Raw genomic sequence first — 15,531 nt, 5'->3', positions numbered from 1 at the left:
AATGTATAGAGCAATTAGGTGCTCTAGAACATTTTAACCCACTGAATTTATTCCAATATCACCTTAATCAATTGCATAAGAGACCTAAGTACATGAGAATTTTTCGTGGCTCCCCAGCTCTATCTGAATTTCGTGTTAACAAGCTTCTAGAGCTTTGTCGTGAACTAGGCCTACCTGTAACAGGTATTTACGCTGAGTTTGCCCACTTTGCAGATCTAACGGCAGACCTAGATGCGTCTGAAGTTGAGAAACTAGAAAAACTACTGACTTACGGTCCGACAATTGAAGAGCACAAGCCAGAAGGTCTTCTTCTACTTGCGACTCCTCGTCCTGGTACTATTTCTCCTTGGTCTTCTAAGTCTACGGACATCGCGAATAATTGTGGCCTAGCTAAAGTTGCTCGTCTAGAGCGCGGTACGGCTTACTACATCGAAACATCATCTGACCTGTCTGAGCTTCAACTGGTTGAGCTTAAAGCGATTCTTCATGACCGCATGATGGAAGTTATCTTCACTGACTTCGATTCAGCTGCGGCACTGTTCCAAATTGCTGAGCCTGCACCAGTAGCGGACGTTGATCTACTTGCTGGTGGCCGTGCTGCGCTTGAAAACGCAAACGTTACCCTAGGCCTTGCTCTAGCGGATGATGAAATCGAATACCTTTACGATGCGTTCGTAAACAAGCTAGATCGCAACCCAACTGACATCGAGCTAATGATGTTTGCACAGGCGAACTCTGAGCACTGTCGCCATAAGATCTTCAACGCAGACTGGACTATCGACGGCGTTAAGCAAGAGAAGTCTCTGTTCAAGATGATCAAGAATACTTTCGAAACGACGCCTGAAAACGTACTGTCTGCATACAAAGATAACGCAGCAGTAATGGTAGGTTCTGATGTCGGTCGTTTCTTCCCGAATCCAGAAACTCGTCAGTACGGTTACAACCAAGAGAAAGCGCACATCCTAATGAAGGTGGAAACGCACAACCACCCAACGGCTATCTCTCCTTGGCCGGGTGCTTCGACTGGTTCTGGTGGTGAAATCCGTGACGAAGGCGCAACAGGTATCGGTGGTAAGCCAAAAGCAGGTCTTGTTGGTTTCACAACATCTAACCTACGTATTCCTGGTTTTGAACAGCCATGGGAAACAGACTTCGGTAAGCCAGGTCGCATCGTTAACGCACTCGATATCATGCTAGAAGGCCCGCTAGGTGGCGCGGCGTTTAACAACGAATTTGGTCGTCCAAACCTACTAGGTTACTTCCGTACTTACGAAGAGAAAGTAAACTCTCACGCAGGCGAAGAAGTTCGTGGTTACCACAAGCCAATCATGATTGCTGGTGGTATGGGTAATATCCGTGACGAGCACGTTCAGAAGAAAGAGATCCCGGTAGGTGCAAGCCTAATCGTACTTGGTGGTCCTGCAATGAACATCGGCCTTGGCGGTGGTGCTGCTTCTTCAATGGCATCTGGTCAATCAGCAGAAGATCTAGATTTCGCTTCAGTACAGCGTGAAAACCCAGAGATGGAGCGTCGCTGTCAGGAAGTGATCGACCGTTGTTGGCAGTTAGGTGATGCTAACCCAATCGCATTCATCCACGATGTGGGCGCGGGCGGTATCTCTAACGCACTTCCAGAGCTTGTTGATGACGGTGAGCGTGGCGGTATCTTCCAGCTACGTGATGTACCAAACGATGAGCCGGGCATGAGCCCTCTTGAGATCTGGTGTAACGAATCACAAGAACGTTACGTAATGGCCGTTGCGCCTGAGAACATGGCAGCATTCGATGCAATCTGTAAGCGTGAACGTGCACCGTATGCTGTTGTTGGTGTAGCGACTGAAGAGCGTGAGCTGAAACTTGAAGACTCACACTTCGACAACACGCCAATCGACATGCCAATGGATATCTTATTAGGTAAGACACCTAAGATGCACCGTGATGCGAAAACGCTAAAAGCGAACAACCCTGCAATCGACTGTGACGGCATTGAGCTAAATGAAGCGGTTGACCGCGTGCTGCGTCTACCAACGGTGGCTGAGAAAACATTCCTTATCACTATCGGTGACCGCACTGTAACTGGCCTTGTTGCACGTGACCAAATGGTTGGTCCATGGCAGGTACCAGTAGCTAACTGTGCGGTAACAGCGGCAAGCTACGATACTTACCATGGTGAAGCGATGTCGATGGGTGAGCGTACACCAGTCGCTCTACTAGACTTTGGTGCTTCGGCTCGTCTAGCGGTAGGTGAAGCAATCACTAACATCGCAGCGACAAACATCGGTGATATCAAACACATTAAACTGTCTGCTAACTGGATGTCTCCAGCAGGTCACCCAGGTGAAGATGCGGGTCTTTACGAAGCGGTGAAAGCGGTAGGTGAGGAGCTATGTCCAGCACTAGGCCTAACTATCCCTGTGGGTAAAGACTCAATGTCGATGAAGACTAAGTGGGAAGAGAACGGCGAGCAGAAAGAAGTAACTTCTCCGCTATCTCTAATCATCACTGCGTTTGCACGTGTTGAAGATGTACGTAAGACAATTACTCCTCAGCTTCGTACTGACAAAGGTGCTACGTCACTGGTTCTAATCGACCTAGGTAACGGTCAAAACCGTTTAGGTGCAACTGCACTAGCACAGGTTTACAAGCAGCTTGGTGATAAGCCAGCAGACGTTGACAGCGCAGCGCAGCTAAAAGGTTTCTACGAAGGCGTTCAAGCTCTTGTAACGAACGATCAAGTAGTGGCTTACCACGATAAAGGTGATGGTGGCCTATTCGTAACGCTTGCTGAGATGGCATTCGCAGGTCACTGTGGTGTTAAAGCAGACATCGCAGACCTTGGTGAAGATGCATTAGCAGCACTATTTAACGAAGAGCTAGGTGCAGTACTTCAGGTTAGGAACGACGACCTAGATGCTGTGCTTTCAACGCTGGCAGCAAACGGTCTTGAGGCGTGTTCACACGTAATTGGCAGCGTAGAAGCGTCTGACGAGCTAGTGATTACTTCTGGTGAGACAGTAGTTCTTGAGCGTAACCGTACTGAACTACGTACTATCTGGGCTGAGACAACGCACAAGATGCAAGGCCTACGTGATAACCCAGCATGTGCTGATCAAGAGCACGAAGCGAAGAAAGACAACTCTGACCCAGGTCTGAATGTTAAGCTAAGCTTCGATGTTAACGAAGATATTGCAGCGCCATATATCGCAAAAGGCGTTAAGCCTAAGATGGCAATTCTGCGTGAGCAAGGCGTTAACTCTCACGTTGAAATGGCAGCAGCGTTTGACCGTGCAGGTTTTGAAGCAACAGATATTCACATGAGCGACATCCTAACGGGCCAAGCGGTACTTGAAGAGTACCAAGGTCTAGTGGCTTGTGGTGGTTTCTCTTACGGTGACGTACTAGGTGCTGGTGAAGGTTGGGCGAAATCTATCCTGTTCAATGAGCAAGCTCGTAACCAGTTCCAAGGCTTCTTCCAACGTGAAGATACTTTCTCTTTAGGTGTATGTAACGGTTGTCAGATGCTGTCGAACCTGAAAGAGCTAATTCCTGGTGCGGACCTATGGCCACGCTTCGTTCGTAACGAATCTGAGCGTTTTGAAGCTCGCTTCAGCCTAGTAGAAGTACAAAAGTCTGACTCTGTATTCTTCGATGGTATGGAAGGCTCTCGTATGCCAATCGCAGTGTCTCACGGTGAAGGTCGCGTAGAAGTGCGTGATGCAGATCACCTAGCAGCGATTGAAGCGTCAGGTACAGTCGCAGTACGTTACGTTGATAACCACGGTAATGCGACTCAGCAATACCCGAACAACCCGAACGGTTCGCCAAACGCTATTACAGGTCTAACGACTCAAGATGGCCGCGTAACTATCATGATGCCGCACCCTGAGCGTGTATTCCGCACAGTAGCGAACTCATGGTCTCCAGAAGGTTGGGGCGAGAACGGTGCTTGGATGCGCATGTTCCAGAACGCACGTAAGAACGTAGGTTAATTGAGAAGACGTAATTTTTTTCTCTAGCAGCATAATGAAAGCGCAGATCGAAAGGTCTGCGCTTTTTATTTGATTAGACCTCTGTCATTCCATAGAGCGAAGAATGAGGGAGTAGGGAGTCTCTGTTGGTTTTCTACTCGCGTTGAGAGAGCCCCGACTCGTTCGTGCCTCACTCTTGAGGATGACGCTATTAATAATCTCCATTCTTTGAAAGAAACCATTAGCCAAACGATGGCTTTTAAGTTTTAATACCGCCCTTGCCAAGGGATGGTGTTAAACAGCTCAGCTTAGATGGAGTTATCAAGTTGACCGAATCCCTGATTAATCCCTTAGGAAATTAACAAATGTCTAAAAATCAAAAATTTGCCATTCGTGTTACAGAAAAACGTAACGGTTGGTGTGCAGAGATCACTCGCCAAGTGACTTCACGCAAAACGTCAGTATCTAAGCGTGAAACAGGCTTTGAAACTGAAGCTCAAGCTCAAGAGTGGGCTGAAAAAGAGCTTGCGAGCTTTGTTCAGAATCAAGCAGTTCGTAACGAGCGTAAAGGCGAAGCGCGTAAGGTTCGTGTTGAACGTGAAGAGCGTTTAGCACAAGAAGCAGCGGAAAAGAAAGCACGCCGTATTGAAGAAGCGAAACTTGCTGCAGCAGCACAAGCTGAACTTGATGATGAAGACGATTTCTTCGACGAAGAATAATCGCGACTCATAGCAAATAAAAAACCGCCCTATTTGGCGGTTTTTTTGTAGCTAGTTATTTGTAGTTCAAGTTAACGGAATTGACCCGCATCAGGCAAAAAGTCAAAACCAGCAGTGGCGAGCTTTGCTTCTAACGCGCTTTTATCGATATCGAAGTAAGCAACAAGTTTGTCTAAGTCACCGCCAAAATCATCACGTAGCTTCATGTTGACGATACTCATCAACATAATCGGATCCATGCTTTCAAAGTTCGCCAGATTCATTACTTATCCTCGAAGTCGGAAATAAGCAGGTTTGCAGCAGCAAAGGCGGCTTTATCACGCACTTCTTTAGGTAGAGATTCATCTGCCGCAATATCATTCAACGCTCTTACTGCGCATGAAATTGCTTGTGGGACATACGCTTGGTCACCACTGCCGATTTGAGCGTATAGCTCACGAACCAGTTCACAACAGCCATATACTTGCATAGCTTCAACTCCAATAAATGATAACTGCTCTCAAATATACACACTCGGTTTAGTAAACTCAAAGCTTAAGCTTGTTCTAGCTCAAGCCTTGTCGAGTAGTGCTTGAGATTTATACAGAGAAATCAATTTTGCAGTTGTTGCTCTAGTTGATACGTCACTTCACCGTCTAAACGAAGCTATTTGGCTAGCTCTTGTAAGTAGGGTTTTAAGATCCATAGATTACCTCCATCATTTTTTGACAGCTTAATGGAGTAAAGATGAATAGGGGATTAATAAGGGCACAAAACAAAAAAGGCGAGCTGTGTACGCTCGCCTTTTAAATCGTGATAGTAAGAGTATTATTCTTCAGCGTAGCCGTGCATACCAAGAAGTTCACCATCAAGGTAAGCTTCTTTTTCGTCTTTCATCACCAAACGCTCTTCAACCAGCCACTTAACTACCATAGGGTAAATTTTGTGTTCTTGAGTTTGAACGCGTTCAGTTAGAGTATCGACAGTATCTTCGTCGAAAATTGGCACTTTAGCCTGCAGAATAACAGGACCACCATCAAGCTGCTCAGTCACAAAGTGAACGCTAGTTCCATGCTCTTCATCACCAGCATGGATAGCACGTTGATAAGTGTTAAGACCAGGGTACTTAGGTAGCAGAGAAGGGTGAATATTAATCATGCGGCCCATATAGTGGCGAACGAATTCACCACTTAAAATGCGCATGTAACCAGCAAGTACGATGACATCTGGCTTATATTCATCGATCTGCTTCATCAACTCATGGTCAAAAGCATCACGGGTATCGAAGGCTTTAGGGTCAAGGAAGTGTGCCGCAGCACCGGCGTTCTCAGCGCGCTCTAAAGCATAGACATTGGCTTTGTTGGAAAATACTGCGGTAACACGACCACCAGTAATGTCCTTGTCACATGCATCAATGATTGCCTGCAGGTTAGAACCGTTTCCTGAAACTAAAACGACGATACTTTTCATGCTTATTTGATCTCTACTTGTTCTTCGCCAGCTGCAGCGTTTGCGATCTCACCGATAACCCAAGCGTTCTCGCCTTCGGCTTTTAATAGCTCAACTGCTGCGTCTGCTTGGTCTTTAGGTAGAGCAACAACAAGACCTACACCACAGTTAAATGTGCGGTACATTTCGTGAGTCGTTACGTTGCCTTTCTCTTGTAGCCATTTGAAGATGATTGGCCATTCCCAACTGTTACCATCAACAACCGCTTTAGCGCCTTCTGGAAGTACGCGTGGGATGTTTTCCCAGAAACCACCACCTGTAATGTGAGAAATCGCGTGGATGTCGTGTTTCTCAATCATTTTCAGTGCTGATTTAATGTAAATCTTTGTGGGTTCTAGTAGGTGCTCACCAATAGTGCGACCAGCTAGTTCTTCGTTTTTATCTGCGCCAGATACTTCAAGGATCTTACGAATCAGTGAGTAACCGTTTGAATGAGGACCGCTTGAACCTACTGCGATAAGTGCATCACCAGCGGCTACTTTTGTGCCGTCGATTACGTCCTCTTTTTCTACAACACCAACACAGAAGCCTGCAACGTCGTAGTCTTCACCTTCGTACATACCCGGCATTTCAGCCGTTTCACCACCGATTAGCGCACAACCTGCTTGTACACAGCCGTCAGCAATACCAGAGACTACGTCAGCTGCTGTATCAACATCAAGTTTTCCTGTTGCGTAGTAATCTAGGAAGAACAGTGGCTCAGCACCTTGAACAATAAGATCGTTCACGCACATTGCAACTAGGTCAACACCGATGGTGTCGTGCTTTTTCATATCCAAAGCAAGACGAAGTTTAGTACCCACACCGTCAGTACCAGAAACCAATACTGGCTGCTTATATTTAGTTGGCAGTTCACATAATGCGCCAAAACCACCAATACCACCCATTACTTCTGGGCGACGTGTACGTTTTACAGCACCTTTAATACGGTCAACAAGCGCGTTGCCTGCATCGATATCAACGCCAGCGTCTTTGTAGCTAAGAGATGTGTTATCAGCACTCACAGGGAAGTCCTCGGTTTTTAAGTTGGATATGAAAACGGCGCTATTCTAACAGTGGATAAACCCATATAGCAAACGTTTGCGTAAGTTTTTTTATGCCATGATTAGGCAGAAATTGAGAACGAAATCGTTTATAATCTGGAGGTTTGATTAAATTTTACCTGAAATCCGGAGATGGAAATGAAAGTTGTTGAAGTGAAACACCCTCTAGTGAAGCACAAACTTGGTCTAATGCGAGAAGGTGATATCAGCACGAAGCGCTTCCGTGAGCTAGCGACAGAAGTAGGTAGCCTACTGACTTACGAAGCAACAGCAGACTTTGAAACAGAGAAAGTGACCATTGAAGGTTGGAACGGTCCAGTGGAAGTGGACCAAATCAAAGGTAAGAAAGTAACGGTAGTGCCTATCCTACGTGCAGGTCTAGGTATGATGGATGGCGTTCTTGAGCACATGCCGAGCGCACGTATCAGTGTTGTTGGTATCTACCGTGATGAAGAGACGCTTGAGCCAGTACCATACTTCAACAAGTTAGCGTCTAACATGGACGAGCGTATCGCGCTTGTTGTTGACCCAATGCTTGCAACAGGTGGTTCAATGATCGCAACAATCGACCTTCTAAAAGAGAAAGGTTGTAAAGCAATCAAGGTTCTTGTTCTAGTAGCTGCGCCAGAAGGTATTGAAGCGTTAGAAAAAGCTCACCCAGATGTTGAGCTATTCACAGCTGCAATCGATGAGAAGCTTAATGACAAAGGCTACATCGTTCCTGGTCTAGGCGATGCGGGTGATAAGATCTTCGGTACGCTATAAGCGGTCGATAGTGAATGATTTAAAAAGGGAGTCGATTGGCTCCTTTTTACGTCCTGTCATTCTATAGACCGACGAAGGAGAGAGTAGGGAATCTGTTTTGTTGAGAGATCCCCAACTCGTTCGTTCCTCACTCTCTAGGATGACGGGCAGAAATTAAAAGGGCTGACGTATTACGCCAGCCCTTTTGCAGTATCTTCTATTTCTTCAGACTTAATGTGCCGCCGCCTTTTGGCTTTGCTGGGTGCTGCGCTTTATCTGAAACAGGCTTATAGAAAGTCTTGCCTTTAGCCTGCTTACCTTTTGGCTCACTGTGTTTATCGCTGTTGCGACCCTTCTTAGAGTTTGGTGCGTGACGGAACTCGTCGGCGTTGCGGCCTTTAAAGGTGCGTTGTTTTTGGTTGCGGCGAGCTTTTGATTCCTGATTTTCTTCGCGGCTATCGAAGAGCTTAGCATCAGTCGCGCGGCGGATACGTTTACCTTTAGCGTCCATCTTTGATGCTTCTTCTGTGCCGCTTGAGTCTTCACACATCGCCAGGATCTCAGCAACTTCTGCATCTGTTAGGTAGCGCCATTGACCGTTAGGGATACCATCTAGAGAGATGTTCATAATACGCACACGACGAAGCTTAAATACTTCATAGCCTAAGGCTTCACACATACGACGAATCTGACGGTTTAAACCTTGCGTCAATACGATACGGAATGAGTATTTAGTCTCTTTAGTTACAGTACAAGGAAGCGTTACTGTGTCGAGAATGTTGACGCCTGAAGACATCTTCTTGATGAAGTCATCGCCGATCGGCTTATCAACACGTACTACGTACTCTTTTTCGTGGTTGTTACCGGCGCGAAGAATTTTATTGACGATATCACCGTCATTAGTCAGGAAAATAAGACCATCAGAGGGTTTATCTAGACGACCAATCGGGAAAATACGTTTTTTGTGGCCAACGAAATCAACGATATTGCCCGGAATATCACGTTCGGTGGTACAGGTAATGCCAGTTGGTTTATTAAGTGCGATGTAAACAGGCTTGTCAGTGGCAGCGGCGATAGGTTTATCATCGACACGGACATCATCACCTAGCTGGACTTTGGTGCCCATTTCAGGCACTTGACCATTAATAGTGACACGACCTTGCTCGATGAGGCGGTCAGCTTCGCGGCGCGAGCAAAAACCAGTTTCACTAATAAACTTATTAAGGCGTTTAGCGTTATCTTGTGACATGTTGTTCTCCTAACGTTTCACAACGGCGGTTAAAAGGTGGGCTGGCCGAAAAAAAGAACAGCACATAGAGGGCGCGCATTCTAGCACTGTGCTAAGCGTTAACCCAGTCGTTTTTGGTGACGTTCGCGAGTTTCGATTTTTTTCTCGGCACTTTTTCGTAGTAAAACGTACACCGCCCCCGTCCCTCCGTGAAAACGCTGGGCACTGTGAACACATTGCACTTCTTTAATTTGCATCAGCCATTGGGCTACGAAGCTTTTCATTAGTGCTGGTGGATTTGAGCGTTCACCTTTGCCATGAACAATCACGACGGTGCGAATATCCATACGCATACATTGCTTTAAGAACTTAACCACTTCATCGCGTGCTTGTTCTAGGGTGCGTTTATGCAAATCTAATCTGGCTTGAATAGGGTACTTGGCAAGGCGCAGCTTTTTATAAACGCCATCTTGTACCCCGTCACGTTTGAACTCGATGATATCATCAGGCTTAATCATCTCTGCGTGATCGATAGAAAGATACTCAGGGTCACCTTCGGTAAGCCAAATCGCAGCTTCACGTTTAGCAAGTTGAGAATCAGAGACCTGATGCTGTTTTTTATGCTCAGTAGTATCTTGTTGAAGAGGTTTTACGTCGCCCATCATTTGTTGAAAGAGGGCAAAATCATCGTCTTGAGACATAACGACATCTCAGAGTGGTAATCAATGTAACTATTATACCAATGATGAAGCTTAGGTGATCAGAAAAAATAAAAAACCGAAGCAGACAAGGTATCTACTTCGGTGCATAGCGAACGTCTATTCAATGAATAGGGCTAAGCGATTCTAGTGAGGAGATTTGTCGTTCACAACTTTGTAGATGAAGTAACCGCCGTAGAACAGCATAAGACCAAAGGCTGCAAAGATTACCATCATTGAAGATAGACCTACTGCATTACCAAATAGGAGATCAAGCCAAAAGTCCATAGTCACTTCCTCTAGTTACCTGTGTGAAGACAAGGATTAAGGTAATGCGTGGTTAAATATGCAACACTGATCTGGATCAAATGTTGTTATTAGGTTGCGTATTTGTTTTTAGTGGTGTGTTTTTGCTCACACTTCATGCTCGGTCGATGGTGTTTTATACAAGCGAACTATTAATTTGAAAAACTTAATGAAAATGGCTTGCGTTAAAATCCAGAATCCGTAATATACGCTCTCGTTGACGGGCAATGAGCTCGAAGAAATATCTCGGTGAATAGCGTACTTGGTAACGCATCTCGGAGTTTTGGAATAGCGGACCAGAGGGTAACCCTCCTTAAACGCAAACTCCATCGTCAACATTTTCGGTGAATAGCGCAGCTTGGTAGCGCATCTGGTTTGGGACCAGAGGGTCGGGGGTTCGAATCCCTCTTCACCGACCATATTTAGAAAAAGGCTCTGCAGAAATGCAGAGCCTTTTTTGCATCTGTGGTTTAGAGATTCGAACCAGCGTGGGTTCGTCTGATATTAGAATCTGGCTCTTCACCGACCATTTTTAAAGAAGGGCTTTGCAGAAATGCAGAGCCTGTTTTGCATCTTGAGATAAAAGATCGGTCATTCCACAGACTGACGAAGGAAGGAGCAGGGAATCCCCTGATGTCGAGTGAGGACTATTAGAAATCCCCAACCCGCTCGTTCTTCACTCTTGAGGATGACGTTAAGACTAATAGCGAAGTGTCCTCAGTATTCAAATTCACATAATGCCGCTTTGCTTTTGGACAGCTGAGTCACTTTGAAGCCCCCTTCTTTAAGTAGCGCAAGAACATTATTTTCACCAATGAGGTGCAAAGTACCGACAACCACTAGATACGTTCCCTTGTTCTCTTTAGACCAACTTGGGTTAGTAAGTTGCTGGGCCCAGTTTAGGTTTCGGTCAGTAAGGAAAGCGGTTTCAAACTCTTCCGACATTTCGGTCAGTTGGGCAAATTCGTTCAGTTTTTCGATATCTCCTGCCTTCCAAGTTTTAATCAAGCAGTGAGTCATTTCTTCAGAGTGATCAAACTCTTCAATCGCACTCAAAAGAAGCTCTTTTCCTGACTCTTTTTGTCCTGTTAAAAGGTCAATTTGAAACTGGAGAGGCTCTAGGCTGATGACAGGAATATTTTGAAAAGTAGCTTTATAAGTTAGGTGCGTATCGACACCGTACGCCGCTTTATAGCCTAAATACTCAATCTGTTTCATCTGAACCGCGAGCGCTGTTGCCCACGGTGGGGAGTTTAGCAATTGAGGGGCATTCAGCTCTAACAGATTGGCGATCCCTTTCAACTCGCTTTGTTGTTTTGTTGTTAGGACATCTTTGCTCAGCAATGTCACGGGTGGGTAAGTTAGGCCCTGACTCTTACGCACGTCTGTTTCAATAATCAACCCATTACTGGTCTGTAATGCGTCCATGATCTGGTTATTTAACGGGAACATGCTGTCATCACCGACATGCACGGAACCGAGTATGTAGTAATTCAACTTACCCTTTGTTGCTTGCCAAAATAGTGGCTCGGAAAGAGTAGTGGTCGAGTAGATTAAAGCAATAAACGGGATAAGTAGTTTGTGCATTAAGTATGAGTTGCCTTACTGAAAAATTGTTGAATCCAAAATTATCAACGTATTTTGACGAGACAATTGTGAGTGTTAGATCACATTTCGAATTCTAGTTACTCGCTTCAGTTTATGACAACTGAACGGGAGATGTGATCACTATTCACGAATTGCATCCATTTGAGGAGGAAAGCTGTGATTTACTTCTCAGTAATCTCGTCAAAATAAGTTAGTCGAAATTAACGTTAACTGTAACCTTATGTTTATAAAGTACTTTTAGTTTTTAGGTTTTGTGAGGTTTGAATCAGATCACTTTCGATGATGATTAATTTTACGATGAAAAATAACTCAGGCTATTGTGATGGCATCTTGATTTTGACGCCAAACTTTTCAGGCTTCGCTCCACTTTTAAGGGTAAGTAAGATGCTTAAACAAACTTTCATCGCGACTTCAGTATTAGCAACGTTAGCGGGTTGCGCATCGTTTCAGTCTACTGAGCAAAATGTCGTTAACTCACTTGCAGCAAACTTAGATGTTCAATATGAAGTACTCACTAACCATGGTGCTAACGATGGTCTTGCATGTCAGGAACTAGGCGCTGAGTGGGCCTCTTGTAACAAGGTCAACATGACACTCGTTAATCAAGGTGAAGCGATTGACTCAAAAAATTGGGCTATTTACTTCCACAGCATTCGCCTGATTTTGGATGTTGATAATGAGCAGTTCAAAATCTCACGTGTAACCGGTGATCTACACAAACTTGAGCCAACTGATAAGTTTGATGGTTTTGCGGCGGGTGAAGAAGTGACGCTTCCTTTAGTTGCTGAATACTGGCAGCTGTTTGATACGGACTTCTTGCCGGGGGCCTTCGTTGCTGCGCCGAACGCAGAGCCGAAGATGATTGCTTCGCTAAACACTGAAGACGTGACTTCTTTCGTGACTGGCCTTGAAGGCGACAACCTAAAACGTACACCGGATGACAACAACGTATTTGCCAACGCTGTATCTCGTTTCGAGAAGAATGAAGATTTAGCAAAACAAGACGTATCAACCACGTTGCTGCCAACACCAATGTTTGTTGAAGCGGGCAAAGGTACAGTAGATATCTCAGGTGGCATTGCACTACCTAAAGATGCGTTTGATACGACTCAATTTACCGCAATCCAAGATCGTGCAGAAGTGGTAGGTGTGGACGTTCGTGGTGATCTTCCTGTAAGCATCACTGTTGTTCCAGCAGACTTCACCGGTGAATTAGCAAAATCTGGTGCTTACGAGATGAGCATCAAAGGCGACGGTATTGTGATTAAAGCGTTCGACCAAGCAGGCGCTTTCTACGCAGTACAATCTATCTTTGGCCTGGTGGATAGCCAAAATGCTGATTCTCTACCACAACTGTCTATTAAAGATGCGCCTCGTTTTGATTACCGTGGTGTGATGGTGGATGTGGCTCGTAACTTCCACTCTAAGGACGCAATCCTTGCAACGCTAGACCAAATGGCAGCGTACAAGATGAACAAACTTCACCTTCACCTAACCGATGATGAAGGCTGGCGTTTAGAAATCCCGGGTCTGCCTGAGCTGACAGAAGTGGGCGCTAACCGTTGTTTCGATACACAAGAGAAAAGCTGTTTACTGCCTCAGCTTGGCTCTGGTCCAACGACAGACAACTTTGGCTCTGGTTACTTCAGCAAAGCAGACTACGTGGAAATCTTGAAATATGCGAAAGCACGTAACATTGAAGTGATTCCAGAAATCGATATGCCAGCTCACGCTCGTGCAGCAGTAGTATCAATGGAAGCTCGTTACGACCGCCTAATGGAAGAAGGTAAAGAAGCTGAAGCGAACGAATACCGTCTGATGGATCCTCAAGATACATCAAACGTAACGACGGTTCAGTTCTACAATAAGCAAAGCTTCATCAACCCATGTATGGAATCTTCAACTCGCTTTGTTGATAAGGTGATTTCAGAAGTGGCAGCAATGCACCAAGAAGCTGGCGCTCCACTAACAACTTGGCACTTCGGTGGTGACGAAGCAAAGAACATCAAGCTAGGTGCTGGTTTCCAAGACGTTAACGCAGAAGATAAAGTAAACTGGAAAGGCACGATTGACCTGTCTAAACAAGACAAGCCGTTTGCACAGTCTCCACAATGTCAGACGCTAATCACAGATGGCACAGTCAGTGACTTTGCTCACCTTCCAAGCCACTTTGCAGAGGAAGTGTCGAAGATTGTTGCTGAGAAAGGCATTCCAAACTTCCAAGCTTGGCAAGATGGTCTGAAGTACAGCGACGGCGAGAAAGCGTTCGCTACAGAAAATACTCGCGTAAACTTCTGGGACGTTCTTTACTGGGGCGGTACTTCGTCAGTGTACGAGTGGTCTAATAAAGGCTACGACGTGATTGTTTCTAACCCAGACTACGTGTACATGGATATGCCATACGAAGTTGACCCGAAAGAGCGTGGTTACTACTGGGCAACACGTGCAACGGATACTCGTAAGATGTTTGGATTTGCACCAGAGAATATGCCTCAAAACGCAGAAACTTCTGTAGACCGCGATGGCAACGGCTTTACCGGTAAAGGTGAGATTGAAGCGAAGCCTTTCTACGGCCTGTCAGCACAGCTTTGGTCTGAGACAGTACGTAACGACGAGCAATATGAGTACATGGTATTCCCTCGCGTACTTGCAGCTGCTGAGCGTGCATGGCACCGTGCTGATTGGGAGAACGACTACAAAGTTGGGGTAGAGTACTCGCAAAACTCTAATTTAGTAGATAAAGCAGCTCTAAACCAAGACTACAACCGTTTCGCGAACGTACTTGGCCAACGTGAACTGGCTAAGTTAGAGAAAGCGGGTATCGACTACCGCCTACCGGTACCAGGTGCGAAAGTAGAAAATGGCAAGCTTGCAATGAACGTTCAGTTCCCAGGTGTTGAACTGCAATATTCACTAGATGGTGCAAACTGGCTGACTTACGCTGACAGCGCCCGTCCGGAAGTAGAAGGTGAAGTGTTCATCCGTTCAGTGTCTGTGACTGGCGAGAAAGCAAGTCGAGTGACTAGGGTGAAATAATTCTCCCTTCCTTCCGATATAGACGGAAAGGAAAAATGCCCGGCCAGTGATGGCCGGGCGTTTTTATTTTCTAACCTTAAACCACCTTCTTTAGAAGGTGGTGATCGTTCCTTTGGGCTATGCCCGAAGAACGCTCATGTTCAAGATGTCCTCGTTTGTAACCAGCAAATGAAGGAAATAAAGAACATGAGCAAATATGAATCCGCCTCACACGTATATTATAGGTGTCAGTACCACATAGTCTGGACGCCAAAATACCGCCTGAAAATCTTGAAAGGCAATTTGGGTAAGGAGCTTTACCGAAGTATCTATATCTACAGTAATATGAAGAACTGTAAGGTTGTAGAGCTGAATGTTCAAGTAGACCACGTGCATCTGGTCGTGAGATTGCCACCTAGCTTGAGTGTTTCGACATATATGGGTTTTGTAAAAGGACGAACCGCAATTCGCTTGTTCAACAAATTTCCGTATTTAAGAAAGAAGAAATTATGGGGTAACAAATTTTGGCAAAGAGGCTACTTCGTTGATTCAGTAGGGATGAATGAGGAAATTATACGTAGGTATGTCCGGCACCAAGATCGTGTTGGAAAGGAAGAAGAAGAGCGTCAGATGCGTTTGGGGTTAGAAAACTAACAGTGAGCCCCCTTTTAGGGGGCCTTTCAAAGCCACCTGCTATGCAGGTGGATTTTTACT

At 45.5% G+C, this 15,531-nt stretch carries 13 protein-coding genes and 1 tRNA gene; 6 read left to right on the top strand and 8 right to left on the bottom strand.

What is annotated here, in order from left to right:
• Window positions 1-92 precede the first annotated feature (92 nt).
• Together purL and ACU01J_RS08845 are read left to right on the top strand one after the other, a co-directional pair.
• Window positions 93-3,989: a phosphoribosylformylglycinamidine synthase gene (gene purL, locus ACU01J_RS08850; RefSeq protein WP_481085365.1), complete on the top strand. Its 3,897-nt coding sequence runs from the start codon at window positions 93-95 to the stop codon at window positions 3,987-3,989.
• Window positions 3,990-4,333: 344 nt separating this feature from the next.
• Complete coding sequence (locus tag ACU01J_RS08845) at window positions 4,334-4,687, top strand: DUF3622 domain-containing protein (RefSeq protein ID WP_481085364.1); 354 nt, start codon at window positions 4,334-4,336, stop codon at window positions 4,685-4,687.
• A gap of 71 nt (window positions 4,688-4,758) precedes the next feature.
• On the opposite strand, the gene ACU01J_RS08840 is transcribed toward ACU01J_RS08845, so the two are convergent.
• The 4 genes from ACU01J_RS08840 to purM all read right to left on the bottom strand — a co-directional run bounded on the left by ACU01J_RS08840 (window position 4,759) and on the right by purM (window position 7,179).
• Window positions 4,759-4,950: a DUF4250 domain-containing protein gene (locus ACU01J_RS08840; protein WP_481085363.1), complete on the bottom strand. Its 192-nt coding sequence runs from the start codon at window positions 4,948-4,950 to the stop codon at window positions 4,759-4,761.
• Entirely contained in the window at window positions 4,950-5,156 is a 207-nt protein-coding gene (locus ACU01J_RS08835; protein WP_004413160.1) for a YaeP family protein, read from the bottom strand. The genes ACU01J_RS08840 and ACU01J_RS08835 overlap by 1 nt, the downstream gene beginning before the upstream one ends.
• 338 nt (window positions 5,157-5,494) lie before the next feature.
• Window positions 5,495-6,136: a phosphoribosylglycinamide formyltransferase gene (gene purN / locus ACU01J_RS08830; protein WP_481085362.1), complete on the bottom strand. Its 642-nt coding sequence runs from the start codon at window positions 6,134-6,136 to the stop codon at window positions 5,495-5,497.
• A 2-nt stretch (window positions 6,137-6,138) separates the two neighbouring features.
• A complete protein-coding gene (gene purM / locus ACU01J_RS08825; protein ID WP_481085361.1) occupies window positions 6,139-7,179 on the bottom strand; it encodes a phosphoribosylformylglycinamidine cyclo-ligase in 1,041 nt (346 codons plus the stop codon).
• A 177-nt stretch (window positions 7,180-7,356) separates the two neighbouring features.
• Here purM and upp point away from each other — a divergent pair, with 177 nt between their 5' ends.
• Window positions 7,357-7,983, top strand: coding sequence for a uracil phosphoribosyltransferase (gene upp, locus ACU01J_RS08820; protein WP_481085360.1), 627 nt, complete (start codon window positions 7,357-7,359; stop codon window positions 7,981-7,983).
• Window positions 7,984-8,179: 196 nt separating this feature from the next.
• Here upp and rluF read toward each other — a convergent pair whose 3' ends face one another.
• The 3 genes from rluF to ACU01J_RS08805 form a co-directional block, all read right to left on the bottom strand.
• Complete coding sequence (gene rluF, locus ACU01J_RS08815; protein WP_481085359.1) at window positions 8,180-9,211, bottom strand: 23S rRNA pseudouridine(2604) synthase RluF; 1,032 nt, start codon at window positions 9,209-9,211, stop codon at window positions 8,180-8,182.
• A 98-nt stretch (window positions 9,212-9,309) separates the two neighbouring features.
• A complete protein-coding gene (smrA, locus tag ACU01J_RS08810) occupies window positions 9,310-9,891 on the bottom strand; it encodes a DNA endonuclease SmrA (protein ID WP_481085358.1) in 582 nt (193 codons plus the stop codon).
• A 144-nt stretch (window positions 9,892-10,035) separates the two neighbouring features.
• Window positions 10,036-10,176, bottom strand: coding sequence for a DUF3149 domain-containing protein (locus ACU01J_RS08805; protein ID WP_481085357.1), 141 nt, complete (start codon window positions 10,174-10,176; stop codon window positions 10,036-10,038).
• Between the two features lie 360 nt (window positions 10,177-10,536).
• On the opposite strand from ACU01J_RS08805, the gene ACU01J_RS08800 reads away from it, so the two are divergent.
• Window positions 10,537-10,613, top strand: a tRNA-Pro gene (locus tag ACU01J_RS08800).
• Between the two features lie 298 nt (window positions 10,614-10,911).
• Here ACU01J_RS08800 and ACU01J_RS08795 read toward each other — a convergent pair.
• Window positions 10,912-11,781 (bottom strand): TraB/GumN family protein, encoded by an 870-nt coding sequence (locus ACU01J_RS08795; protein ID WP_481085356.1) that lies wholly within the window; start codon window positions 11,779-11,781, stop codon window positions 10,912-10,914.
• Window positions 11,782-12,186: 405 nt separating this feature from the next.
• On the opposite strand from ACU01J_RS08795, the gene ACU01J_RS08790 reads away from it, so the two are divergent.
• Complete coding sequence (locus tag ACU01J_RS08790) at window positions 12,187-14,838, top strand: beta-N-acetylhexosaminidase (protein WP_481085355.1); 2,652 nt, start codon at window positions 12,187-12,189, stop codon at window positions 14,836-14,838.
• Between the two features lie 186 nt (window positions 14,839-15,024).
• Entirely contained in the window at window positions 15,025-15,471 is a 447-nt protein-coding gene (gene tnpA, locus ACU01J_RS08785; RefSeq protein ID WP_481083863.1) for an IS200/IS605 family transposase, read from the top strand.
• The last annotated feature ends 60 nt before the right edge of the window (window positions 15,472-15,531 follow it).

The organism is Vibrio sp. 2433-A1 (assembly GCF_056726085.1).
This window is presented reverse-complemented; position numbering and strand designations above follow the sequence as displayed.